The 22,058-nt window shown below is 47.4% G+C and carries 25 protein-coding genes and 1 tRNA gene; 17 read left to right on the plus strand and 9 right to left on the minus strand.

The window, feature by feature from the left end; all coding sequences use genetic code 11:
- The first annotated feature begins 79 nt into the window (after positions 1-79).
- On the plus strand, positions 80-550 hold the full coding sequence (locus QUB13_RS11560) for a DUF4079 domain-containing protein (protein ID WP_194068113.1): 471 nt from the start codon (positions 80-82) through the stop codon (positions 548-550).
- Positions 551-1,407: 857 nt separating this feature from the next.
- Here QUB13_RS11560 and QUB13_RS11565 read toward each other — a convergent pair.
- Positions 1,408-1,492, minus strand: a tRNA-Ser gene (locus tag QUB13_RS11565).
- Positions 1,493-1,526: 34 nt separating this feature from the next.
- Positions 1,527-2,444 (minus strand): TIGR04168 family protein, encoded by a 918-nt coding sequence (locus tag QUB13_RS11570; RefSeq protein ID WP_333380762.1) that lies wholly within the window; start codon positions 2,442-2,444, stop codon positions 1,527-1,529.
- A 217-nt stretch (positions 2,445-2,661) separates the two neighbouring features.
- Here QUB13_RS11570 and nadA point away from each other — a divergent pair, with 217 nt between their 5' ends.
- The 8 genes from nadA to QUB13_RS11610 all read left to right on the plus strand — a co-directional run bounded on the left by nadA (position 2,662) and on the right by QUB13_RS11610 (position 9,334).
- Complete coding sequence (gene nadA, locus QUB13_RS11575) at positions 2,662-3,630, plus strand: quinolinate synthase NadA (protein ID WP_333114712.1); 969 nt, start codon at positions 2,662-2,664, stop codon at positions 3,628-3,630.
- Positions 3,631-3,872: 242 nt separating this feature from the next.
- On the plus strand, positions 3,873-4,490 hold the full coding sequence (locus QUB13_RS11580; RefSeq protein ID WP_333380764.1) for a TIGR04282 family arsenosugar biosynthesis glycosyltransferase: 618 nt from the start codon (positions 3,873-3,875) through the stop codon (positions 4,488-4,490).
- 587 nt (positions 4,491-5,077) lie between these two features.
- Positions 5,078-5,794, plus strand: a complete 717-nt coding sequence (locus QUB13_RS11585; protein ID WP_333114714.1) for a TIGR04283 family arsenosugar biosynthesis glycosyltransferase — start codon at positions 5,078-5,080, stop codon at positions 5,792-5,794.
- 114 nt (positions 5,795-5,908) lie between these two features.
- Positions 5,909-6,418, plus strand: coding sequence for a photosystem I reaction center protein subunit XI (locus QUB13_RS11590; RefSeq protein WP_194012096.1), 510 nt, complete (start codon positions 5,909-5,911; stop codon positions 6,416-6,418).
- A gap of 57 nt (positions 6,419-6,475) precedes the next feature.
- Positions 6,476-6,592 (plus strand): photosystem I reaction center subunit VIII, encoded by a 117-nt coding sequence (locus tag QUB13_RS11595; RefSeq protein ID WP_194012095.1) that lies wholly within the window; start codon positions 6,476-6,478, stop codon positions 6,590-6,592.
- Between the two features lie 339 nt (positions 6,593-6,931).
- On the plus strand, positions 6,932-7,489 hold the full coding sequence (locus QUB13_RS11600) for a hypothetical protein (RefSeq protein WP_442922156.1): 558 nt from the start codon (positions 6,932-6,934) through the stop codon (positions 7,487-7,489).
- 138 nt (positions 7,490-7,627) lie between these two features.
- Positions 7,628-8,515 carry a hypothetical protein gene (locus tag QUB13_RS11605; protein WP_333089032.1) on the plus strand — a complete coding sequence of 296 codons (888 nt, stop codon included), beginning with the start codon at positions 7,628-7,630 and terminating at the stop codon, positions 8,513-8,515.
- 183 nt (positions 8,516-8,698) lie between these two features.
- On the plus strand, positions 8,699-9,334 hold the full coding sequence (locus tag QUB13_RS11610; protein WP_333380769.1) for a DUF2996 domain-containing protein: 636 nt from the start codon (positions 8,699-8,701) through the stop codon (positions 9,332-9,334).
- A gap of 453 nt (positions 9,335-9,787) precedes the next feature.
- On the opposite strand, the gene QUB13_RS11615 is transcribed toward QUB13_RS11610, so the two are convergent.
- The 4 genes from QUB13_RS11615 to QUB13_RS11630 form a co-directional block, all read right to left on the minus strand.
- Positions 9,788-10,609 (minus strand): alpha/beta fold hydrolase, encoded by an 822-nt coding sequence (locus tag QUB13_RS11615; RefSeq protein ID WP_333380771.1) that lies wholly within the window; start codon positions 10,607-10,609, stop codon positions 9,788-9,790.
- 179 nt (positions 10,610-10,788) lie between these two features.
- Positions 10,789-11,007, minus strand: a complete 219-nt coding sequence (locus QUB13_RS11620) for a hypothetical protein (protein ID WP_333380773.1) — start codon at positions 11,005-11,007, stop codon at positions 10,789-10,791.
- Entirely contained in the window at positions 10,998-11,723 is a 726-nt protein-coding gene (locus tag QUB13_RS11625; RefSeq protein ID WP_333380776.1) for a lysophospholipid acyltransferase family protein, read from the minus strand. The genes QUB13_RS11620 and QUB13_RS11625 overlap by 10 nt, the downstream gene beginning before the upstream one ends.
- 149 nt (positions 11,724-11,872) lie before the next feature.
- Positions 11,873-12,079, minus strand: coding sequence for a hypothetical protein (locus QUB13_RS11630; RefSeq protein WP_333380777.1), 207 nt, complete (start codon positions 12,077-12,079; stop codon positions 11,873-11,875).
- 175 nt (positions 12,080-12,254) lie between these two features.
- On the opposite strand from QUB13_RS11630, the gene QUB13_RS11635 reads away from it, so the two are divergent.
- From QUB13_RS11635 to QUB13_RS11660, 6 genes are all read left to right on the plus strand, one after another.
- Positions 12,255-12,569 carry a hypothetical protein gene (locus QUB13_RS11635; RefSeq protein ID WP_194010683.1) on the plus strand — a complete coding sequence of 105 codons (315 nt, stop codon included), beginning with the start codon at positions 12,255-12,257 and terminating at the stop codon, positions 12,567-12,569.
- Positions 12,570-12,697: 128 nt separating this feature from the next.
- A complete protein-coding gene (locus QUB13_RS11640) occupies positions 12,698-14,425 on the plus strand; it encodes a succinate dehydrogenase/fumarate reductase flavoprotein subunit (RefSeq protein ID WP_333380779.1) in 1,728 nt (575 codons plus the stop codon).
- Between the two features lie 350 nt (positions 14,426-14,775).
- Positions 14,776-15,618 (plus strand): pentapeptide repeat-containing protein, encoded by an 843-nt coding sequence (locus QUB13_RS11645; protein ID WP_333380781.1) that lies wholly within the window; start codon positions 14,776-14,778, stop codon positions 15,616-15,618.
- Positions 15,619-15,735: 117 nt separating this feature from the next.
- Positions 15,736-15,981 carry a hypothetical protein gene (locus tag QUB13_RS11650; RefSeq protein WP_333380784.1) on the plus strand — a complete coding sequence of 82 codons (246 nt, stop codon included), beginning with the start codon at positions 15,736-15,738 and terminating at the stop codon, positions 15,979-15,981.
- Complete coding sequence (locus QUB13_RS11655; protein WP_333380785.1) at positions 15,974-16,318, plus strand: hypothetical protein; 345 nt, start codon at positions 15,974-15,976, stop codon at positions 16,316-16,318. The genes QUB13_RS11650 and QUB13_RS11655 overlap by 8 nt, the downstream gene beginning before the upstream one ends.
- Positions 16,315-16,521 (plus strand): hypothetical protein, encoded by a 207-nt coding sequence (locus QUB13_RS11660; protein WP_265236545.1) that lies wholly within the window; start codon positions 16,315-16,317, stop codon positions 16,519-16,521. The genes QUB13_RS11655 and QUB13_RS11660 overlap by 4 nt, the downstream gene beginning before the upstream one ends.
- Before the next feature lie 22 nt (positions 16,522-16,543).
- Here the strand turns inward: QUB13_RS11660 and QUB13_RS11665 are convergent, their stop codons facing one another.
- Both QUB13_RS11665 and QUB13_RS11670 read right to left on the minus strand, forming a co-directional pair.
- A complete protein-coding gene (locus QUB13_RS11665) occupies positions 16,544-17,428 on the minus strand; it encodes a Uma2 family endonuclease (protein WP_333380788.1) in 885 nt (294 codons plus the stop codon).
- Positions 17,429-17,689: 261 nt separating this feature from the next.
- Positions 17,690-18,613, minus strand: coding sequence for a tetratricopeptide repeat protein (locus QUB13_RS11670; RefSeq protein ID WP_333380790.1), 924 nt, complete (start codon positions 18,611-18,613; stop codon positions 17,690-17,692).
- A 384-nt stretch (positions 18,614-18,997) separates the two neighbouring features.
- Here QUB13_RS11670 and QUB13_RS11675 point away from each other — a divergent pair, with 384 nt between their 5' ends.
- Together QUB13_RS11675 and QUB13_RS11680 are read left to right on the plus strand one after the other, a co-directional pair.
- Positions 18,998-19,198, plus strand: coding sequence for a hypothetical protein (locus tag QUB13_RS11675; protein ID WP_333196864.1), 201 nt, complete (start codon positions 18,998-19,000; stop codon positions 19,196-19,198).
- Positions 19,199-19,342: 144 nt separating this feature from the next.
- Positions 19,343-20,650 (plus strand): hypothetical protein, encoded by a 1,308-nt coding sequence (locus QUB13_RS11680; protein ID WP_333380792.1) that lies wholly within the window; start codon positions 19,343-19,345, stop codon positions 20,648-20,650.
- A gap of 78 nt (positions 20,651-20,728) precedes the next feature.
- On the opposite strand, the gene QUB13_RS11685 is transcribed toward QUB13_RS11680, so the two are convergent.
- Positions 20,729-21,904, minus strand: coding sequence for a homocysteine biosynthesis protein (locus tag QUB13_RS11685; RefSeq protein WP_333380794.1), 1,176 nt, complete (start codon positions 21,902-21,904; stop codon positions 20,729-20,731).
- Between the last annotated feature and the right edge of the window lie 154 nt (positions 21,905-22,058).

The raw sequence follows: 22,058 nt of genomic DNA on the forward strand, positions 1-22,058 counted from the left end.
TATGTTTTTACCATCACATGAGAGGGACTTACTGGTATACTAATTTTTATGAAGTTTTTTTGCTAATTCTGAGAACACTATGAACCTCGAAATTCCTGAGTCAGTGAAAGTTTGGAGCCAATTCTTCCACCCAGTTTTAATGTGGGTATTGCTGGCTCTGTCATTTTATGCTTTGTATCTCGGTCTTCAAATCCGCCGTACCAGAAGTGCTGAAGGCGAGGCCAAAAAAGAATTAATTAAGGGCAAATTCAACATCAAGCATCACCAAATTGGTTCTTTGCTGCTAGCCTTGATGGTAACAGGGGCGATCGGCGGAATGGCTGTCACCTACATCAACAATGGCAAACTATTTGTGGGAGCCCACTTGCTAGCAGGCTTGGGAATGACCGCAATAATTGCCATTTCAGCCTCGCTGACTCCTTTGATGCAAAAAGGCAATGATTTGGCCAGATACAGTCACATCGTTCTAAATGTGGCGCTATTGGGGCTGTTTGGCTGGCAGGCGGTAACAGGTGTGGAAATCGTGCAAAGAATTATCAGCAAAATGTAATCGTTAAAGCACGATTCACTCTTGGACGCGCGAGTGTCCTGAAACCGGGTTTTTCACGATAATACTTCGTTTGTAGACGTAGATCATTCTAAAAACTCGGTTTTTTTAGTCCCAGTGCGTAAGTGCTATAATTGCGATCGGGCTGTCATATAGCCTTTATCAAAAAAGTCAGGTACTATCCGGGATAGGGCATAGGGCATACGTCACTTTTTTGATGCTATATATTGATGAATCTATTTTTGTTGCCAATTTTTTAAATTACTCTAAATTGTGCTTTGCTCAAAATATAAGTAAGCAAATTAGTCTGCGGTCAAGTTTAGTTTAGCAAAGCCAACCAACTAAAATGCCCTCTTTAAAAAAATAGCCTTTATCAAAAAGTTTAGATTTTAGATTCTTCGACTTCGCGATCGTACAAGTTTTAGATTTTTCGACTTCACGAGCAAACAAGTTTTAGATTGGAGGATTGAGGGAGCGATCGATCGGTCAATACCTCATATGATATCGAATCCTCTCTTCATCGGAATAGTAAATTCACTGTTGACTGTTGACTGTTGACTGTTGACTGTTGACTGTTGACTGTTGACTGTTGACTGTTAACTGTTATAGCGGTTCTCACAAAAGTGAGGTATGCCCAATGCCCAATGCCCAATGCCCAATGCCCTATGCCCTATGCCCTATGCCCAATGCCCTATGCCCTATGCCCTATGCCCTATGCCCTATGCCCGAAAGTACCTCATATGAGAGCACAGAAAGGCTATACTTATCGACTTTCTATCCAGCTCCCTTTGTCCGGGGTTTTGCTGGAGCCTAGAGTGTTGCTAAAGCTTAATATTAATTGACTAAAAGTCTTGAAAAAACGGAGAGGGTGGGATTTGAACCCACGGAACCTTACGGTTCACCTGATTTCAAGTCAGGCGCATTCGACCACTCTGCCACCTCTCCCGGTAGATAAACTACATCATACCAGTAGTTGCCACTAACTACAAGCCGTTGCCGATTCTGTGTGCCGGTAAAGAATTTGTTCTAAAACCACTGCGAAATCTTCCCCCAGCCAAACTAGAGACGCTTCCGACACTGTGCCATTTTCCAGCAGCACGATCGAGAAATTCCGCAGTTTCGATCGCTCTCTCTCCACAATTCGCGGTACGCTGGCGGCATTCAAATAAACTGTACCCTCCCCACTCACGAAACATGACTTCCGCAACTCGTGCTTGGTGTGTCGCAGTTTGTGGTGCATATGACCAAAAGTTACCAGAGGTACGTGCTTCCCCGAACCGCGAGTTCGATCGATCGCCTCAGCAAAATCCGGGTCTCCCCAATCCCCTCCCAGCGGCTTCCAATCTCGACCGCAGGGGTCTTCAGGAGCCTCTCCCAGACCCGTCGGGCCCGTGTGACCCAAAAAAATCACATTTTCGCAATCCGCATCCGCCGCAGCTCCTGCAATGCGTTTGGCAGACTCCTCAAAACTTTCTACCCCAAACCATTCCGAGTAAAAATCGTTGTACTTCCACTCCGAACCCCCCCAAGTAAACGGGCGGCTTCCCACCACAGTTACGCCCAATTTGGGAAAATCTCGCTTGCTGTAACCGACGTGGGCTTCTCCCATTAAATCTAACTGCTGTTTTACCCAATTTTCTTGAGTGCGATCGTAGGGGCACTGGCTTCTGCCCCACTCCGTCGCTGTGTACCAAGCGTCGTGGTTTCCAAACACCGCAGCTTTCGGAATATCCAATTGGGCGATCGCCCGCACCACATCCACCGACTCGTTCCCAAAATCCCCCACAAACAGCACCAAGTCAACGCCCAAATGCTTCAGCGCCTCGCCGTCTTCTGCTTCCCAGTGATCGTGAACGTCCCCCACCACCGCAATTTTGATAGATTTAGCTTTATTCATTTGATTTGTTATGTGCGATCGAGCCCTAGCCCCTTCTTATCAGCATAGGAAACAGCGACCAATTTTTGCACTCTCCCCCAGGCAATTTTAGATTTTAGATTTTAGATTTTAGATTTTAGATTGGCCCAACCAGCCGCTTGCAACCGTTTTTGGTGAATTCAACTATAATTCAAATACACTTGAGTCCAGCCGCCACCTTCCCCGGAATATTCTAACTGTGTTTACCACCGCACCAGCTCCGAATTTTACTCAAACCAGACTGCCCGACGACTTGTTTGCAGCAATCAACGCCCTCAAACAAGAGTTAAACGCCGTCATTCTCGCCCACTACTACCAAGACTCCGACATCCAAGACATCGCAGACTTCATAGGCGACTCCCTAGAACTTGCCCGCAAAGCCGCCAACACCAGCGCCGATGTCATAGTTTTTGCCGGAGTTCATTTCATGGCAGAAACCGCCAAAATCCTCAATCCAGACAAATTAGTATTATTGCCAGACTTAAATGCAGGTTGTTCCCTCGCCGACAGTTGCCCGCCCGAAGCCTTTGCAGCTTTCAAAGCCGATCGACCAAAACACTTAGTTATTTCCTACATTAACTGTACCGCCCAAATAAAGGCAATGAGCGACATAATTTGCACCAGCTCCAACGCCGTCAAAATTGTCAACCAAATTCCTGAAAATCAGCCAATAATCTTTGGGCCCGATCGCAATCTCGGCCGCTACGTCATCGAACAAAGCGGTAGACACATGGAACTTTGGCAAGGAGCCTGCATCGTCCACGAAAACTTCTCAGAAAAAAAGATAGTTCAACTCAAAATCGAAAATCCCGAAGCCGAAATCATCGCCCACCCAGAATGCGAACCTCCCGTACTTCGCCACGCGAATTATATCGGTTCCACCGCCGCTTTGCTCAAATATACTCAATCGAGTTCCAGCCAAGCATTTATTGTCGCGACTGAACCGGGAATAATTCACCAAATGCAAAAGCAAACACCACACAAACAATTTATCCCCGCTCCTGGCAACAATAATACTTGTGCTTGCAACGAATGCCCGCACATGAGATTAAATACCTTGGAAAAATTGTACCTATCCCTCAAAAATCAAACTCCCGAAATTACCATGTCCCAAGAACTGCAACTAGCCGCCTTGAAACCAATCCAGCGAATGCTAGAAATGAGCTAACCGTTAATTACCAATTTTCGGTTAACCTATTGTAGGGTAAATTGGGTGCGACAATTAACTTAAGTTACCAACAAACAAATATTAAACCGCGCCCAACCCACCAATATTAGACTTGCATTGCACTCAATCGCAGACAATCTATAAATTATCTGCGTTTATTTGTGTTTATTTGCTTAAAATCTGCAGTTGCTCGGCTCTATCGAAGATTTATACAAGAACTATCAGCTAAAATCAAAAATGGTATGATTCCAGAAAAACTAATAATTTTCACCCGCTATCCCGAACCCGGAAAAACGAAAACTAGACTGATTCCGGTGCTGGGAAAAACAGGTGCTGCCAATATTCACCGCTTGATGACCCAAAAGGCGATCGCCCGCGCGCTCACTCTCCAAAACTCCCGCCGCCTATCAGTAGAAATTCATTACACAGGCGGCAGCCCACAACAGATGCAAGACTGGTTGGGAACCGATGTTATTTATCAAAATCAAACAGACGGCGATTTAGGCGCCAGAATGACTGCAGCGTTTCAAAACTCCTTTAATTCGGGGGTTGACAAAGCTGTAATTATCGGCACTGATTGTCCCGCACTGAAACCAGAAATCATGGCAAAAGCTTTTGACAAACTGAGCCAGCACGATTTAGTTTTGGGGCCGGCAAAAGACGGAGGTTATTATCTGATCGGGCTGGGGCGATCGGTACCAGAATTGTTTGGCGGGATTAGCTGGGGAACTAATGAGGTATTTGCTGCTACGCGGGCGATCGCCCAAAACCTCGATCTGAAAATTGCTTATCTTCCCACTCTTGCAGATATCGATCGACCGGAGGATTTGCTAGATTTAGATATGAATATGTTGAAATAATTAAACTCGATTGAGCAGATCTAATTCATTAGTAATTCTCATGTTTAATTAATAAAAAACACTTGATTGTGAAACCAGAAAGTCATAATATAGTAATTGTATTTGTCTGACCAAATGCAGTGGTTAGACAGCGCTTGCGACAATAGTCGCAAGCGCGACAAAAAGCCAAAATATAACAAATTTTAGTTCAAAATAGAATCATGATTTGAGGGCGATACTCTGCGATAATCGTCCCCCAAATCGTAGAAACCCGGTTTCTGACTGAATTGATCCTAAAGCGTCGCCCAACTCCTAGAAACCCGGTTTCTGACTATAGCGGTTATCAAAAAAGTGAGGATAGCCCAATGCCCTGCGCGGGCCAATCCCTCCGCTTCGCTCCGCCCTGTTTGGCCTATGCCCTATGCCCTATCCCGGATAGTACCTCATATGAGAGCACAGAAAGGCTATATTTATGGCTACTCAACCCAAAACTCATAGAAACCCGGTTTTTCGACCCCATCTGTAAAGCCTAAAACTGTCCCAAGCTGTTGAATAACAGATAAGCTTTGTACAACCCGCCCTCTATGTCACGGGTTGCTTAATTCTGTATGCCATCAGAAAATCATAATCTCAAAATTTCTATTATTATTCCAGCCTTAAACGAAGCACCTACGATCGCCCCAGTCATCTCCACCGCCCGAAATGCTAAAAATGTTGAAATCATTGTCGCCGACGGCGGCAGCAGCGATGGCACCGCAGATATAGCCCAATCTTTGGGCGTGCGAGTTATCTCTACCTCCCCAGGCCGCGCTACTCAAATGAATGCAGGTGCCGCCTCCGCTACTGGAGATATCCTGCTTTTCCTCCACGCCGACACTCTTTTACCCCCAGGCTACGACTCTGAAGCGCGCACGGCATTAGCTAAACCGTCCACACTAGGGGGGGCGTTTCCACTCAAAATTGATGGGCGCAGGCTCTGTCTGCGGCTGGTAGAAACAGGGGTAAACTGGCGATCGAACTTTCTCCAAATGCCCTACGGCGATCAAGCCATTTTTCTGTATTCAGCTACCTTTGACAAAATCGGCGGTTTTCCCGACTTACCCCTGATGGAAGACTTTGAATTCGTGCGCCGGTTGAAAAAACAAGGCCGCATTGCCATATTACCCCAGCCCGTGCTGACCTCCGACCGCCGCTGGCAGCAGCTTGGGGTCATTAAAACCACTGCAATTAATCAAATAGTAATTATCGCTTATTTCCTGGGAGTGTCGCCCGATCGACTCGCTTTCTGGTATAGAGGACAAAAGAAAAATTCTTCTGAAAACTAAAGAATAGTGAACTTTTCTAAAGCTCGGTAGCATTTATGCAAATAGGAAGCCCGTCCCTGCGTAAAATATGACTTGAACGCCTCAAAATTTACGCACAGCGAGGAAAAAGAGAATATGGCCGATCCCAGAGATGCAGAGCTTATTAAACCCTTTAACGGCGACCCCTTCACGGGTCATCTAGCAACTCCCATCAGTGCTTCTGATTTCACCAAAGCATTCATCGGGAACTTGCCAGCCTACCGCAAAGGACTCTCGCCCCTAGTTCGAGGTCTAGAAATCGGTTTGGCACACGGCTATTTCCTCGTCGGCCCAGAAATCGTCTTCGGGCCCCTGCGGGATTATCCTGAAGCAGCTAATCTTGGCGGACTAATTACAGCCCTCGTCATAGTTCTACTAGGCACACTAGGTATGTCTGCTTACGGTTTGGTCTCTTTCAAGCAAGACAACACCAGCTACCCCAGTGCTAATCCCATGACTCCCGATTCCCTCAGAAATGCTGAAGGATGGAGTCAGTTGACCGCTGGTTTCTTCATTGGTGGCATGAGCGGCGTCTTTGCTGCCTACTTCTTGCTGGAAAACTTTAATGGCGTTGATGCCATTTTCCGGGGTTTAGTCAACAATTAGACTCCGCTGCTCGATATCCCTGTTGAAACACGCTAACTTTAGTTTGGAGAATTTGACATGACAGGTACCTACGCTGCCTCTTTCTTGCCTTGGATTTTGATTCCGGTAATTACCTGGCTGATGCCAGTTGTGGTAATGGGTTTGTTGTTTATCTACATCGAAAGCGACGCCTGAGCTTTACCCACAAAGCAACACCTCAGTTGGAAGACTGACAGACAACTGCTCTGAAACCTCTCTCATAAGTCTAGGGAAAATCCGAAAAAATTGTTTTGAGATTGCTGGTAATTAGGAAATTTGCTTTCTTTACCCCAACCCCCAGACTCGACTGTGTGGAGCAATCTTTCTGTCTTCTTCCATCTGAATTCGCCATTGCAAAAAATCCTCTGTCATGCGGGCAGAGGATTTTTTTACAAATATTTTTTTCCCGCAGGCACAAATCACCCGATCGCCAAAGACAAATTTCCAAATTCTGAGCCACAATTGTTATGGAAACCTACTCATCAGGAGACAGCGATGCAATTTCTCTCCGCGCGCAAAATCTTAGCTCCATTCCTGATCTCGGTACTGCTGCTGGTGACTTCCTGCGGTCAGAATGAGGCCTCCTCCTCTCGCTGGGATCAAGCCCAGCAGGAAAGTACCCAAAAACCCGCTGGCAATGCCAAGCAAACTGCTGACAAATCCGCAGCTCAAACTCAAAACCTCCCCAAGAAGGCAGTTGCAGGCGGCAAGTTAAATAAATACTTCCCCTCTTCAGGCGGCGGATTCGATCGCGTCTTCGCTCAAGAAAAATCCGGTTTTGCTGAAGCTAAGCTCAACAAAGGCGGTAAAAATGTCGCCATGCTCTCGATTAACGATATCGCCGGCAACCCCTCGGCAGGTACAAAATTCCAGCAAAGTACCAAGAAAATTGGCGGCTATCCTGCCGTCAATCAGGGTGCTAATATCACTGCTGTTTTGGTGGCAAATCGCTATCAGGTGAAAGTTCAATCCCGCGATCCATCTTTTACTGCTAGCGATCGCGAAGCTTGGCTGTCAAAATTTAACCTCGGCGGCCTCGCTAGCGTTAAATAGCAATCTCTCCGATCCAACTCCGCGCCCGACTTTAGTCAGGCGCAATCAGAATTAAGTCTGCCCAGACAAAACTGTGAAGTTCTTGCCATCTGCCAAAAGTAATATCTTTGATTCTTGTTCAGCTATAAGGAGTTTTTTGTGAGCAAAACAGTCTTTGAATTAGTCGATCAACTGCCAAAAGACAACATGACTGTCAAAGCCCTGCGAGCGCTTGACTTTGTGGTTCCCGGCGAGTGGAACAATTTAGTGGGCTTTGAAAATACCATTCGCACTGTTACTGGCGAAACTGATGAAGATTTGATTCAGCAAATTGGCGATCGCGCCATCTACCTCTACAACGATAAGTCTGAGGGCTACCAGCGCGCTCTTTGGCTTTACCAAACGATCGACAGTGCTTCAGGTGCCCTAGGCGCTGCTGCTATGGCCAACAAAGTATCCGAAAATGTCCCGTTTTTGGGCTTCCTCGGCAATCTCACCCCGAAGCCAGAAAAAGCTCAGACGATCGACCTTTCTTTGAAGTTAGTCACTGAGTTGCTGGCTTTTTGCCAAATCAACGGGATTCCAGGCGACAGCATCGGCGATTTTGCCGGAGCTCTGGGCGACTACGGCGGCGAATCCCTGATGCGGATGGCTGCTTTGGTTTGTTTCGACGGTTTGATTCCTCTGGGCCCAGACTTTATTATGGCCACTCAGTCTTGGATTCAACGCCTCTCTCCGCAAGATTTGCAAGATAATGTAGTGTTTAAGTCGATCGGCGGCATGATTCCAGGCGGCTCTCCCGCAGGCCAGCTCGGCTTTATCGGCGAAAGCTTTAACTCGGTTTCCGGTTGGATGGGCTCTTTTGTCAGCGATCGAGGTTTGACACCTCAAAACGTACTCGGCCACTTGCAGAATTTTGTCGAAATTTCTGCCGATAAGGTGGACTATGTGGGCGCATTCCTCGACATGACTACCAATTACTATGAACACACCGGCGTTCAAACTCTCGCCCGCCGTTTGATTGAACGAGCTGTCGCTGAAATTTAGAGTCATCACAGGAGTTGCAATTTGTCAAGAGGAAAACCCGGCAGCGAGTGTTTCGATCTCAAAGTTTTTTGACTGACAATTCTTTAAGCTTGGTTTTCGATAAAATATCTGTGCGATCGATCGAGTCGATCGCCCGGATCTCAACTCAAAACTCCTACCAATCAATTTTACAAGGAAGCCTTAATGCCAGAAGAACCGCAAAACCCTACCGCTGGCGAATCAGAAACTCCCAGTGCTGCGATCGAGAACGCCCCAAGTTCCGACGCACCCGAGACAACCGACTTACCCAGCACTGACAAGCCCGCAGCTAAAGCTAAAAAGCCCCCAGCTAAAGCCGCTGACGGCGACAAGTCCCCAGCTAAAGCCGCTGACGGCGACAAGCCCCCAGCTAAAGCCGCTGACGGCGACAAGCCCCCAGCTAAAGCTAAAAAAGAAAAAGCACCTGCTGTTGAAGACAAGCCCTTTGCAGAATTTATTCAACAAGATTATTTGCCCGCCTTGCAAACTGCTTTGACTAAGCAGGGCGTTAAGGACTTAGAGGTACGTTTTACCAAGCAAAAACTCCCCATTGCCGGTATGAGTACCGCTGGAGATTGCTGGCAGGTAATTGGTAAATTCCAAGAAGGTCAGCGCCAATTTAACCTGTATTTTCCTCAAGAAAATATTCAAAGTCAAAGAGCGTTTTCCTGTGCTGAAAATAATACCCATACCAGCACTTTAGAGCCTTTTTTGATAGACGAGCGCAAGATTACTCTCGACCTCATGGTGTTTGGCATAGTCCAGCGGCTGAACGCTCAAAAATGGCTGAATCTTAATTAGTCAGTAGTCAGTAGTCAGTAGTCAGTAGTCAGTAGTCATTAGTTTGGAGTCATTAGTCATTAGTCAGTAGTCATTAGTCAGTAGTTGTTGGAATTAGTTATTAGTTATTGGTTATTGGTTACTTGCTACGAATTCCCAATTTCCCATTCTCAATTCCCAATAACAACTAACAAATAACAACTAACAGTCAACAGTCATTAGTCATTAGCTATGACTTGTCATTTATTGGTCACTAGAAGCAAAATTACAGATTGAGCGATCGATAAAGTTCGTATCCAAATTAACGAGACCGTCACTAAAAAGTGCCTGGAGACAAGCAACTAATGACTGAGGACTATTGACTAATGACTCCAAACTAATGACTAATGACTAATGACTCCAAACTAATGACTAATGACTACTGACTAATGACTACTGACTAATGACTCCAAACTAATGACTACTGACTATTGACTACTGACTAATGACTAATGACTGCTGACTAATGGATTCAGTCAAAAAATTGCGCTCTTGCATAATCCCGTAAAGGTTAACATCTGTTTCTAACAAACAAGCATGACCGCTGTTACCCAGCAGCACCATCTCCGCGTTAGGAATTACCTTGACTAAAAGCTTCCCTTCTGCTAAAGAAGGTAGCAGCCGATCGGCACCGCTAGCAATTACTAACGTCTGCTGTTTGATGCCGCGCAACTGATTTTGATCCACATCAAACGATCGCACTAACGCCAATCTCCACACAGACGTGTGTTGCGGTACCGCTTGCATCGCTTCTAGCAAAGCCCGCCGATCGTCGCGCCCAATCTTTCCTAATGATGCTAACATCGGCAACAAACCGATTACCGACAGCGGATAAAGATTCGCCGGCAACCACTGAGTTAGATGCGAACCCCACTGCACCCAAGGCTGTTGTCGGAATGAAGAAGCAGGATTCACTAAAATTAGTCGATCGCACAATTGAGGAGCTTCTAAAACAATTTTCATCGCTAAACAGCCCCCAAATGACTCCCCGCACAGATAAACCGGGCGCTGCTGCTTTCCGGTTTGTTTTTCTGCTTCGATTAAGGCAATTGTTTCGCTGACAAGTACCTCCCAACTAGCCATATCGTCAGCAGGTAAAGTTAAGCAGCGAATGTCGAAATGATTTGCCAATTTAGAAATTTGCGGCCGCAGCAGCAAACCGCTACCATCCATACCGGGTAGAAATATAAATAAAGGGCGATCGGCTTTCGGCGGTTTGGGGGTTAGAAAACGAACCTGGTTACTAGCATTTGGCATGATTAAAATCAGAAATTAAATTATATGAACTCTATCAGTCGGGGATTGCTGTCAAAAATAGGGGGATAATCAGAGAGCAAGAACAATCAATTAAGACATCAGACGAATCGGGAATCTTAAACCAAGAAGCGACTAAGAATCAGCCGAGGACGGCGACACAAGGAAAATGCGATCAAAAATCACAAATTTATTCCCTCTTCCCTCTTCCTTCTTCCCTCTTCCTTCTTCCTTCTTCCGACGGACATCGGACTTACATCCGTTACATCCCGTACATTGCTCGTTGCCGAACTTCCTTCTTCCCTCTTCCTTCTTCCTTCTTCCTTCTTCCCTCTTCCTTCTTCCCTCTTCCTTCTTCCTTCTTCCCTCTTCCTTCTTCCTTCTTCCTTCGTTAAAAACACCCTCGTTGGAGCAATTGTGCAATTTCCCCCTGACAGTGTTCTGTGAGTTCAGCCACAACAGCTTTGGCTTTTTTGCCTCGATATTGCTGCTGTCGATCGACAGTAATCCAGTAAGGGCGGCCGATTAAAACATTAACTCGCTGATAAACTATCACAGGATGCCACCCGGCGCGATCGAACAGCGGTTCGGAAGGATCGAACAAACTCAACAACTTGAGCGGTACACCAGAGCGCACCGACTTTTCCTCCATCGAACCAATCGCCACCGGCAACACCGCCAAATCGCGCAGCGGAGCCCGCAAAGCCAAATGAGCAAATCCCCGCTGAAACTTCCCCACAGTATTCGGTTGAGTACACTTCACCATCGGTTCTGCACCCTCTGGAAATACCCCCACCATCTCCCCACTTTGCAGCAGCGACGTCGCTTGAGAGAAAAAATGTTGCTGTCGTTGCTCCGGTGCTTCCAAGGGGAAAGCGCCGAAAGTCGTGACAACTTCCCGAATCACCGGAACTTGACCCATGTAGTGATGACAAGCAAACCGGATCGATCGACCCAAAGCCGCCGTCAGCAGTACCGGATCTAAGAAACTGCGGTGATTGCTCACCACCAGCACCGGACTATCTCGGGGAATCCGGTGCTGGTGGTGCAAAAACATCTGCGTTCCCAAACCAGCCAGGAAACAGCGCGAAATCAGCAATGTGCGATCGGAAGACATGGGCTAAAACACAGGTGCGAGGCTATAAAGGTTGATTGCATCCCCACGCAGCTTAACATTACTTTACCAAGTCGGGACTCAGCCAAAAAGTATACTTCCCCTAGACAAGACCTTTGCAAATCTACCCGCATTTCAGGCGCAGCGCGGATCTACAGATAGCGGTTCGATCGCGTTGTGAGGTATACCCAATCCCTCCGCTTCGCTCCGCCCAATGCCCTGCGCGGGCCAATCCCTCCGCTTCGCTCCGCCCAATTCCCTGCGCGGGCCAATCCCTCCGCTTCGCTCCGCCCAATTCCCTGTTTGGCCCATCCCTCCGCTGCGCTTTTGTGAGAAATACCTAAGTCTTGTTGCGGCAAAAATTCCCTATCCGAAACAAAAATTCATAAAGTGTTGTTGCAAACTTCTATAAAAATGTTTAAAACTACCGCAAAACCTACTTGTGAACTCTAAAATTATAAATTTACAGTCAGTATTGACAGGCTGTCAAAGTATTGTTGGACAAGTCGTAATAGCAATCTCCCGAGGCATCAAATGAGTAACATCCAAAACTATCGCCTTAAATGTACCCTCACCTTTGGCGACATTTACGGTCAAATCATTGTTTGGCTGATAGTCATCTTCCTGAGTCTAGCGTCAGCACTCGCCCTGTGGAGCAGCGCCCGTCAAATCTACGCCTTGGCTACAGTCGGCTTGATTTTAGTGCTGTCTCTGCCCTTCTTGCTGTTTGCTTTCGTTACAACTCTGCTAAATAACATTCAAGTGCTTTCGGTAGACCCCGCCACCGAAGATCAACCTTCTGCAACGGGAAATCAATCCAATCAGCAGCCTATAGAAACCATCGGCTAGTTTAATTTGAAATTTTAACTTTTGATCTTCCATTCCAATCAAAAGTTAAAAAACTTCCCGATCTTTTGATAGGAAGTTTTTTTTTGCGTCACGATAAGTTGAGGAGAACACTCAAAATTACTTAAACAATGCTGGAACACGACGTAATCATTGTAGGCGGCGGTTTAGCAGGTTGCCGCGCCGCTGTAGAAATTGCGCGGACTGACCCCAGTCTCAAGGTAGCAGTTGTTGCCAAAACTCACCCGATTCGATCGCACTCCGTCGCAGCCCAAGGCGGCATGGCCTCCAGCCTGCAAAATGTCGATCCCGAAGACAGTTGGAAAGCCCACGCCTTTGACACAGTAAAAGGTTCCGACTATTTAGCCGACCAAGACGCAGTAGAAATCCTTACCCGCGAAGCACCAGGTGTAGTCATCGATTTAGAGCACATGGGAGTCCTCTTTTCCCGCCTAGAAGACGGCAGAATTGCCCAGCGCGCTTTCGGCGGACATTCCCACCGCCGCACCTGCTACGCCGCCGACAAAACCGGTCACGCCATCCTCCACGAATTGGTCAACAATCTGCGCCGCTGCGGAGTTCACATCTATCAAGAGTGGTATGTCACGCGCCTGATTTTGGAAGCAGGCCAAGCCAAGGGCGTGGTTATGTTCAACCTGATAGACGGCGAAATTGCCGTCGTGCGCGCTAAGGCGGTGATGTTTGCTACGGGGGGTTACGGTCGGGTTTACAACACCACCTCGAACGATTACGCCTCGACTGGTGACGGTTTGGCGATGGCGGCGATGGCTGGATTGCCGCTGGAAGATATGGAGTTTGTGCAGTTTCACCCGACGGGTTTGTATCCGGTGGGAGTGTTGATTTCGGAGGCTGTGCGGGGCGAAGGTGCTTATTTGATCAATTCGGAGGGCGATCGATTTATGGCCAATTATGCCCCGTCGCGGATGGAATTAGCGCCCAGGGACATTACATCGCGATCGATTTCCCTAGAAATTCGCGCCGGCCGAGGAATTAATCTCGATGGTAGTGCAGGCGGCCCCTTTATTTACCTCGATTTGCGGCACATGGGACGCGAAAAAATCATGAGCAAAATACCTTTTGCTTGGGAAGAAGCCCACCGCTTATTAGGAATTGATTCTGTCAACCAACCGATGCCCGTCCGCCCGACAGCTCACTATTCAATGGGCGGAATTCCAACTAATATCGACGGGCAAGTTCGCAGCAGTGCTGACAGTTTGGTAGACGGTTTCTTTGCAGCCGGCGAAGCAGCTTGCGTCTCAGTTCACGGCGCTAACCGTTTGGGCAGCAATTCGCTGTTGGAATGCGTAGTTTACGGCAAAGTTACTGGCGCAACCATAGCACAATTTGTCCAAAATCGCAAGTTGCCTGAAGTAGACGAACAGCGTTATATTAACGAAGCTCAAGAGCAAATTCAAGCACTTTTAGACCGTCCCGGAAAATATCGAATCAATCAAATCCGGCAGCAGTATCAAGATACGATGAGTGAGTATTGCGGAGTATTTCGCAGCGCCGAATTGATGCAGGAAGGTTTGCAAAAATTGGAGGATTTAGAGCGACAATATGAGGAGGTTTACTTAGACGATAAAGGCAAGTTGTGGAATACGGAAATTGTGGAAGCTTTGGAATTGCGGAGTTTAATCGTTGTCGGGAAAATGATTTTAACTTCTGCTTTGAACCGGCAGGAAAGTCGGGGAGCTCATTCGCGGGAAGATTTTACTCAGCGGGATGATGAGAAGTTTTTGAAGCATACGCTGGCCTATTATTCACCTGCGGGGATTGATTTGGCTTATATGCCGGTGGCGATTACGATGTTTGAGCCGCAGGAACGTAAGTATTAATTTGTACGGGTGGGCATCGCGTACCTAATTTGTAGGGTGCGCATTGCTAGCCCTGTCGTGTCTGCTGAGTCTGGATAAAATTCTCTCAAACACCTAAAATATCGTAGTTTGTAGGGTGCGCAATGCGCACCGGTTCATCTTGTAGGGTGCGTCAAAAAGCATTAAAAAAGTCAACCAGTACGCATTTCGATAGGTGTCAAAGTCAACTGGTGCGCAGTGCACACCCTACAAATTACCAAATTTCCAGCATTTTAGGCACTAAAAACCAAGCGTTTGACACACCTTGACAGGGCTAGCAATGCGCACCTTACTAATAGGCTAGTATTAAAGCGATTAATCTACTGTAAATTATGAACTCTGATGAATTGTTGCAGCGGTACTCTGCTGGAGAAAGAAACTTTAAAGGAGTCGATTTGGTGGGTGCGAATTTGCACGATGCCAATTTAGAAGGAATTAACTTGCATAGTGCTAATCTCTACTCCGCTGGCTTGCAGGGTGCGAATTTGGAAAGAGCAGTTTTGGATAATGCAAGGCTGGATAATGCCGAGCTAGAAGGAATTAATCTGGAGAATGCTAGCTTAGTCGAAGCCGATTTGAGTGAAAGCACCTTGGAGAGGGCGAATTTGACTAACGCCGACATGAGAGGTGTTAAACTATATGAATCAGTTTTGGAGAATGCCTGCTTAAAAGGAGTGAATTTAAGAGGAGCTAATGCTGCTTTCGCCTTGTTCAACGGTGCTAACTTGAGAGAGGCTGATTTGCGAGACATTGAATTATATGAGGGTTCCTTAGAAGGTACAAATCTGATGGGGGCTGACTTGAGTGGAGCTAAGTTGGATTACGTAAATTTCAGTAGATTTCTCTATGATTCGGAAACTACTTTTGACGATACATTTTCTCCTCATTCAGGTGCAATTTATATCGGGGCTGGAGCCGATTTGAAGGGCATTGATTTAACAAATACCGATCTAAGTGATGCTGATTTGACTGAGGCTGATTTGAGCCGTGCAAATCTGAGCGGGGCTGATTTAAGTCGTGCTAACCTCGAAGAAGCTAATTTAGAAGGCGCAAACTTAGACTACACCGATTTAACTGACGCTAACCTCGAACAAGCTAATTTAATTGATGCTCAGACTCGCATGACTATCTTTCGCAATACTATTATGCCTGATGGTACTATGTTGCTAGAATGATTTAGAATTAATTTGAAACTCATCTTGGAAATTATCGACATAAAAAAGTGCTAACAGAGGATAAATTTTGCTAAAACCATAAAAAATATCGTAGTTCTAAACAGTTCAAAATAATATATGAGTAAAACAACACAGACATCTCAATTCCAGCAAGCTCTTGAAGCTGTAGAAGTTTTATCACTAGAAGATCAAGCTATGCTTCTAGATATTCTTCAGAATCGTCTGCGACAAGAGCGACGAAATGAATTACTCAAGGAAGTGGCAGAAGTTCGTCAAGAGTATGCTGAAGGCGATGTTAAATTTGATTTGACAGCCGATTTTATGGTTGATTTGGACGATAGTGAGGAGAAAGTGGATGGCTGATTTGCCTGATCAAACTATTACAATTATCCTAGAATTACAGCGCCGACTTGTGCAGCTAATCAATCAAGCAGGAGCAACAGAACTATCTGTTTTTGAAATATTTGGAGAAACCGAGGCAACCGCTTCTGTACTAGAACAACTGACAAACATCAGAGAACGAGCTACCTCTTCCTATTCTCGCCTTTATAACCTGCTGCTGCGAATTTCTGAATTTCAGCCGATCGCTCCTACTGCTACCATAGAACTACTGACTCAAACGATAGAACAAGCTGAAGCTACAGCCGAGGCCGGAGAAGCTACTGTCCGAGAAGCTAAAAGTGATTGGAACCTACTATGACTCAACAACCGCAACCAGAACCAGAAAAAGTTAAGCAGACAGTTGCTAAAATGCGCGAAGTCTGTCGGCAGTTTGATAGTCTTAATTTTGCACTTGATGAACTGATTGCCCAGATAGAAGCAGATATTCGGAATAGTCCTCTCACAGCTTATCGTTTAGGGAAAGCCAAGTCTGTGCCTCAGCCTGCGGAGTCAGAAAGTTAGTGGTTTGGAACTGGTATCCCTATCAAGCATCCTCCCTGACTTCCTCCACCGATAAACCCAACGCCTCCGCCACCTGTGGGGCACTCAAACCCATTCCCAACAACCGGGGAATTGCAGCCCTTCTTGCTTGAAATTCAGCTTCTCGCGCCTGTTCTGCTTGCTGTCTTGCTTGTTCTGCACTCTCGGCTCTTTCCCGCTGTTGTTCCCCTCGCAATCTCTCCAATTCGGCTCTTTCATCGCCAATCAACAACAAATTACCTTCCTCGTCCCACCAGCGCAGCCAAAGCATGGTTTGATTTTGATAACTTCCTTGCCAAAGTCCCAATTCTACGCCTAAAGGTGCAATAGGAAAATGACCGCGCTCGTTAAGTTCTAACAGTTGATAATACCCGTCAATTAACCGATAAACTTCTAATTGCCCGCTGTTAATTTCATAGATGCCATAATAGGGAATTCGCATCACCTGTTCGTAAACCCAAAACTTTCCCGGTTTCGTTAACACCCCTTCATCAGTACGCGATAAAGGAGTACGGTTGCGCTCTTCATCCCCGTTCCCGCTCGCAAATTCCAACGCAATTAACGGTGCTATGTGTTCCCGCCACAGCACGTAGGAACGACGAATTTGACCGTCAATATTAGGAGGTACATTCGGAACATAAAACCAATCAGGAGCTTCTGCACCTTTTTCCGGTGGCTCGGTTTCTCGCCAGTAAATGCCGCAGTCTTGACCGATCGCATATTGTCCGTCAGGATGCCGCTCCTGCAAAATTAGTCCGATCGAATCAGTTAAAATTAAACTCTGCGGATGTTCCTGAAAATTTTTCACAAAATTACCATCCGACTCTGGTAATTGAGTGTGATCTGGAAAAGCAGGAGGTAGAACAACGCGGTCAACGCTTTGGGTCATAATTCCCTCCGAAGTCTTGCTTAATTCATAATATCATGTCTGCAGTCACGACGGCAATTAAATAGCTTTGTATAGAGGACTGAAGTCCTTACAAAAATCTGAAGACTTCAGTCCTTTATACAAACCTTATAACCGTTATTTTACCGGATACGATCTAATTTAAAATTGGAATAAAACAATAATTTTTGAGTTTTAAGTATTAAGTTTTTTACTTAAAACTATTTCACTTAAAACTCAAAAATTTTTCATGCAAAACTCTCCTTAAGGCTGAGGTAGCGCACCTTCAGGACTTGGGGAAGCCGCTGGTTCTGGAGATGCCGCTTCGGGACTCGCATCTGCCGCCGGAGAAGGCGAAGGAGTGCCGCTAGCTAACTGATTAATTTGGTCTTTGTAGTTAGGAGGAGCTAACTCACTAGCTTGATCGAACAGCGTTTTTGCTTCGTCAGTTTTGCCCTGTTCCTTAAACACGATCGCCTTGGCTAAAGTCGGGCGAAAATCTTTCGGATTCGCCTTAGCCGATTCGTCATAAATCGCGATCGCCTCATCGTAGCGCTTCTGCACAGCATAAACCTGTCCCAAAATCAACTGCACCGAAGTTACATCAATACTTCCGGGTTTTGCCTGATTTTGCGCCGGAGCGGCCTTGAGCGTATCTTGCAGCAGTCCGATCGCAGCTTCGGGCCTTTGCTGCACCAACAGCAAATTCACCAAGCCCTGCAAAGCCTTAATTTCCCCAGGTTTAGACGCCAAAATTGACCTGTAAGCCTGAGCCGCCCCTTCGCGATCGCCCGTGCGTTCCTTGGCCTGAGCCAGCAAAATCCCATATTCAGTAGTCTCGGGATTCAGTTTAGCCAACTTTTCCAAAGGCGGGATCGCATCCTTAATATCCCCCACTCCCTGTCCGATTAACTCCAGCCGTACCTGCAACAACCCCCGCAGCGCCGTTACATTGTCAGGTTCGCGCTGCAAAACCAATTCGTATCCCCTCACCTGATCTTGCAGCAACTGCGCTTGCTTCTCACCAGAAGGCGCAGTCTGAGTAGGCGTTGGAGTGGATGTAGCGGTTGTTTGACTGCCCTTGAGAATACTGTCCAAAATTGGAACCAGAGAAAATCCCAAAAAAGCGATGAGCGAAAGCACCACCACCACACTAATCAACCCGCGACGCTTGTTTGCTTTTTCCATAATTCAACTATCCCAACTTAAAATCTACTATTTTCTAAGAATTAACCCATCGCCTAGGGGCGTCTGCGATTTAACCCAATCCGTGTAACCATAAAAGTTCTTAACTTCAAAGTGCCAATTCACAAACCAGTCTTTTGCTTGCAGCTAATATGGTAACAGACCCGCAACTCCACGCTCGTCAAACAATTTGGGACACAAAGACCCGCAGCCCCAAAAACTGCGACTTTCGTCCAATTTAGTTTGGTCGAGCTAAAAATTACCGAAAAGATGGCGGATCGACCCGCTAGGTAATTGGAGTAAGTAAAATAAGCAAGCTGCTCCAAAGAGATTGGAACGGCGCCTTGAGGCTTTTCCTCAAAGCATTGCGAAATATTGCCTGGTTTGATGCTCAGGTATTCAGCACGCGCTCGATCGGGATATATCCTAGATTGTCCGGGCTCGAAGTATCTGAATATCCTAAATGCTATTAGCCACCAGTGCCAGTTTTCGCCCGATCGACCCGCTCCTGGAGTTAGCAACTCTCAAACTCTTTGCCAACAAGGATTAGAGCAGCCCGCCCATCCCGGAGCGATCGATCGCTCGTAGCGAAGTTTAAAACTGGCGTTGATGAATCAAAACCAAACTTTCCGGCGCAAGCCCTAAGTTTGGTGCTAGTAGTTGTGAAATCAGTTTCTTCAGTTTATTCCTAATTTCCCTTAAGGGATGTGTCTCCGCTGCAAGGAGTTTTTTATGAACCCCTCTCCCAACCCGTCTTCCAAATCGTCCAAATCTACTTCTGCTCGCAAGGCTCAGCCAAGCGAGCCCGCCGTGAATCAGCCCGCAGTTACAGCCTCCGCGGCCGAGACACCAGACGAAAGTCCCGTGTCTCCTCCGCCATCGCCCGCTGCACCTGTTGACCTAGATCGATCGCCAGCGACAACAGACGCACCAGCGTCAACAGACGCACCAGCGACAACAGACGCACCAGCGACAACAGACGCATCAGCGTCAAAGGATACGCTGCAACGACCCCGCTACAGTTCTGCCCCCGACAAGGACAAAACAAAGCCAAAAGACCCGCCGAGCAATGCTCCTGAACCCTCCGCGCCTGCAGCGCCGTCGGAATCTGCCAGCAATACTCCATCAATCGCAGTCTCCGTGCCCGCAACAGGCGAGCCAGCAGCTAACGAAAGTCAGGCCGAGGATGACCTACCCTCGGTCATGCGCCAACATCCCATTCCCCCCCCCAGCGAACCCAGACAGTACCGAGCTGTTGGTTTGGTGCGGGGCCGCTACACCCAATCCGAAGAGCAATTCACCAGGGGTATGCTGATTGCTGCCGACGGAACTGCCATCGACGCAGTTTTGCTTGGTAGAGTCATGAGTTTAGTCAAAAATCACCTGGATCTGGAACAAGAACACCTATGGGTGGTCTATCCCCGCACCAGGCAAGAAGACGGCAACTTGCACGCCCAGATTATGGGAGTTTGGGAGCCGGAAACGCTCAAGAAATCTTCCGAAGTGTCTTCGGATGAGGAAAATCTGGAAGCAGGGGAGATTGAGACTAGCACCGAAGCATCGACGGCATCTGTGTCGCCCTCGGAACCTGATGTTGAAGATGGCTATTTTTCGATTCGAGGCGAGGTGATTTATCAACAATCGCAAGAGGAAGAAAAGTATGTCATCGTCAAAATCAAGCAAGCTCCCCGCAAGAATGAGGACAAGATGAAGTTTTTTAAGCTGAAACTCAAGGGGGATGTAGGAACAAAGGCGATCGGATTTTTTTGGGATTTCCACGTCAAATTGAAAGCTGACAGTCTGACCATCGAGCAGGCTAACAATATTGGTGCCGTGCCGATTAAGAAGCGGAAATTCCCCCCCGGCAGCAAGCCGCCCGGTGGCTACAAAGGAGGGGGAAACAAGCGTCCGTTTACTCCTAGGCCCAGCGGTGACGGTGCTCCTGTAGGGCGTCCTACCATCAAGTCCGCAGCAGCAGCACCTGCTGTTCCCAAGGAACCTCTTCCTAAGCCGGTTAAGAAGCCTAAGCCCGAGGAATAGGGCAAGATTTGAGATTTGAGATTTTCGGTTAGTGCGTCTGGTTAATCTAAAATCGCCAAATCGCCAATCTAAAATCTTTTATTCCAGCCGGACTTGGGCGCCCCACAAATCTTGCGGGAGAAATACTCTGTCGGTGGGTAGGGGAGCAACTGGGGCCGTGAGGGTAAATTGACCTGCTTCAATTTGCTGCTTCAATTCCAATGCTACTTGCCGCGAGAGAAACATACTCGCCAAGGGGGCCGCCCGCACCGGTTTGCCCTCGATGAGAATTCGACCAGTTTTTAATTGAGCGTAGCTGACTAAACCGAATGTGGGACGAACGCGCCGGGGGATAGAGAAATCTACCACCGGCGCTACTATTTTTTTGTCGGAGACTGCACAGTTGGCTACCACTGTTTCGTTTAAGACTGGAAAAGGGATGCCGACTCCCAGCATCAGGGATGGGCCGTAGTTTTTGAAGTAGCAGCCGCGCACCCATTTGGAGTTCATCTGTTTGGCGTCGCCGATGAGTGCGAGGGTGGCGGCCGGGCCGATGGGGGTGCCGTTGGGCTGGCGTTTTTGCAGCGGGAAGTGCTGGGTTCCTTCCCAGGTGATGTAGCCCTGAGCGCCTCCTAGGAAGATGCGGGTGCCGATGCCGATGAGTTGGAGGTGGGGGTCGTTGAGCAGGGGAGACATGGCTCCCAGGCTCGAATAGACTGCGTTGCCGAGGTTTGGTTGCAGGGGGCCGAGGTAGGTGAACAGCGGGCGATCGCCCCCGTTGACTCCCACAATAAAGTTTTGATAGGCGTTCCGGGGATTGAATAAATAAAACTGGTTGATGGTATCGCGGGTAATCGTGGTTTCAAAGGAGGCGCGGGGGTAGCAATCTGTGACTTGCCCCAAAGCTCGCAACTGCACGGGTTTCCCGGCGATTAAGTCTTCGATGACGTGTCCGCCTCCCCGTTCGCGGGATTCTTCGCCGTCTTCGGCTACTTGGGTAGCTCCCAAGTACAGGTCTACTGCCCCAAAGCCGGAGTAGGCTAAAACGCCGTCCAGCCAGCACTGGCGGATTTTGATCGGGGGATCGGTATGGCCGAGGTTGATGATGGCACCGGAGGATTCCATCGGCTCGAAGGTGCCTGCGGTAATCACATCGACTTCTTTGGCGGCTTGGCTAATGCTGGTTTCTTCGACTCGGTTTTTGAGTTCTTCGATTGTCCAGACTGTCGCTTTGCCTTGGCTGATTTTATCGTTGATTTCGTCGATCGATCTCATAATTTTAGTTTTAGTTTTTAGTTTTTAGTTTTATCGATCAATACCGTTCATTTAAGTAAACCGTATTGTTTTATTGATGGCGATCGAGTTGCTAAATTTGTAGTCATGACTTAAGTCCTCAATCTCGAATCAAGAAGGGAGCATCTCCGGCATT

Origin of the sequence: Microcoleus sp. B4-D4 (assembly GCF_036705185.1) — a bacterium.
GTDB lineage: Bacteria > Cyanobacteriota > Cyanobacteriia > Cyanobacteriales > Microcoleaceae > Microcoleus.

What these genes read in the sequence shown, in the direction of transcription:
- QUB13_RS11660 (WP_265236545.1), top strand. Translation starts at nt 16,315, where the DNA reads ATGACTCAACAACCGCAACCAGAACCAGAAAAAGTTAAGCAGACAGTT.
- QUB13_RS11615 (WP_333380771.1), bottom strand. Translation starts at nt 10,609, where the DNA reads ATGCCAAATGCTAGTAACCAGGTTCGTTTTCTAACCCCCAAACCGCCG.
- QUB13_RS11600 (WP_442922156.1), top strand. Translation starts at nt 6,932, where the DNA reads ATGCAATTTCTCTCCGCGCGCAAAATCTTAGCTCCATTCCTGATCTCG.
- QUB13_RS11665 (WP_333380788.1), bottom strand. Translation starts at nt 17,428, where the DNA reads ATGACCCAAAGCGTTGACCGCGTTGTTCTACCTCCTGCTTTTCCAGAT.
- QUB13_RS11680 (WP_333380792.1), top strand. Translation starts at nt 19,343, where the DNA reads ATGAACCCCTCTCCCAACCCGTCTTCCAAATCGTCCAAATCTACTTCT.
- QUB13_RS11580 (WP_333380764.1), top strand. Translation starts at nt 3,873, where the DNA reads ATGATTCCAGAAAAACTAATAATTTTCACCCGCTATCCCGAACCCGGA.
- QUB13_RS11570 (WP_333380762.1), bottom strand. Translation starts at nt 2,444, where the DNA reads ATGAATAAAGCTAAATCTATCAAAATTGCGGTGGTGGGGGACGTTCAC.
- QUB13_RS11590 (WP_194012096.1), top strand. Translation starts at nt 5,909, where the DNA reads ATGGCCGATCCCAGAGATGCAGAGCTTATTAAACCCTTTAACGGCGAC.
- QUB13_RS11650 (WP_333380784.1), top strand. Translation starts at nt 15,736, where the DNA reads ATGAGTAAAACAACACAGACATCTCAATTCCAGCAAGCTCTTGAAGCT.
- QUB13_RS11645 (WP_333380781.1), top strand. Translation starts at nt 14,776, where the DNA reads ATGAACTCTGATGAATTGTTGCAGCGGTACTCTGCTGGAGAAAGAAAC.
- QUB13_RS11685 (WP_333380794.1), bottom strand. Translation starts at nt 21,904, where the DNA reads ATGAGATCGATCGACGAAATCAACGATAAAATCAGCCAAGGCAAAGCG.
- QUB13_RS11560 (WP_194068113.1), top strand. Translation starts at nt 80, where the DNA reads ATGAACCTCGAAATTCCTGAGTCAGTGAAAGTTTGGAGCCAATTCTTC.
- QUB13_RS11675 (WP_333196864.1), top strand. Translation starts at nt 18,998, where the DNA reads ATGCTCAGGTATTCAGCACGCGCTCGATCGGGATATATCCTAGATTGT.
- QUB13_RS11625 (WP_333380776.1), bottom strand. Translation starts at nt 11,723, where the DNA reads ATGTCTTCCGATCGCACATTGCTGATTTCGCGCTGTTTCCTGGCTGGT.
- QUB13_RS11610 (WP_333380769.1), top strand. Translation starts at nt 8,699, where the DNA reads ATGCCAGAAGAACCGCAAAACCCTACCGCTGGCGAATCAGAAACTCCC.
- QUB13_RS11670 (WP_333380790.1), bottom strand. Translation starts at nt 18,613, where the DNA reads ATGGAAAAAGCAAACAAGCGTCGCGGGTTGATTAGTGTGGTGGTGGTG.
- QUB13_RS11655 (WP_333380785.1), top strand. Translation starts at nt 15,974, where the DNA reads ATGGCTGATTTGCCTGATCAAACTATTACAATTATCCTAGAATTACAG.
- QUB13_RS11640 (WP_333380779.1), top strand. Translation starts at nt 12,698, where the DNA reads ATGCTGGAACACGACGTAATCATTGTAGGCGGCGGTTTAGCAGGTTGC.
- QUB13_RS11635 (WP_194010683.1), top strand. Translation starts at nt 12,255, where the DNA reads ATGAGTAACATCCAAAACTATCGCCTTAAATGTACCCTCACCTTTGGC.
- QUB13_RS11595 (WP_194012095.1), top strand. Translation starts at nt 6,476, where the DNA reads ATGACAGGTACCTACGCTGCCTCTTTCTTGCCTTGGATTTTGATTCCG.
- QUB13_RS11585 (WP_333114714.1), top strand. Translation starts at nt 5,078, where the DNA reads ATGCCATCAGAAAATCATAATCTCAAAATTTCTATTATTATTCCAGCC.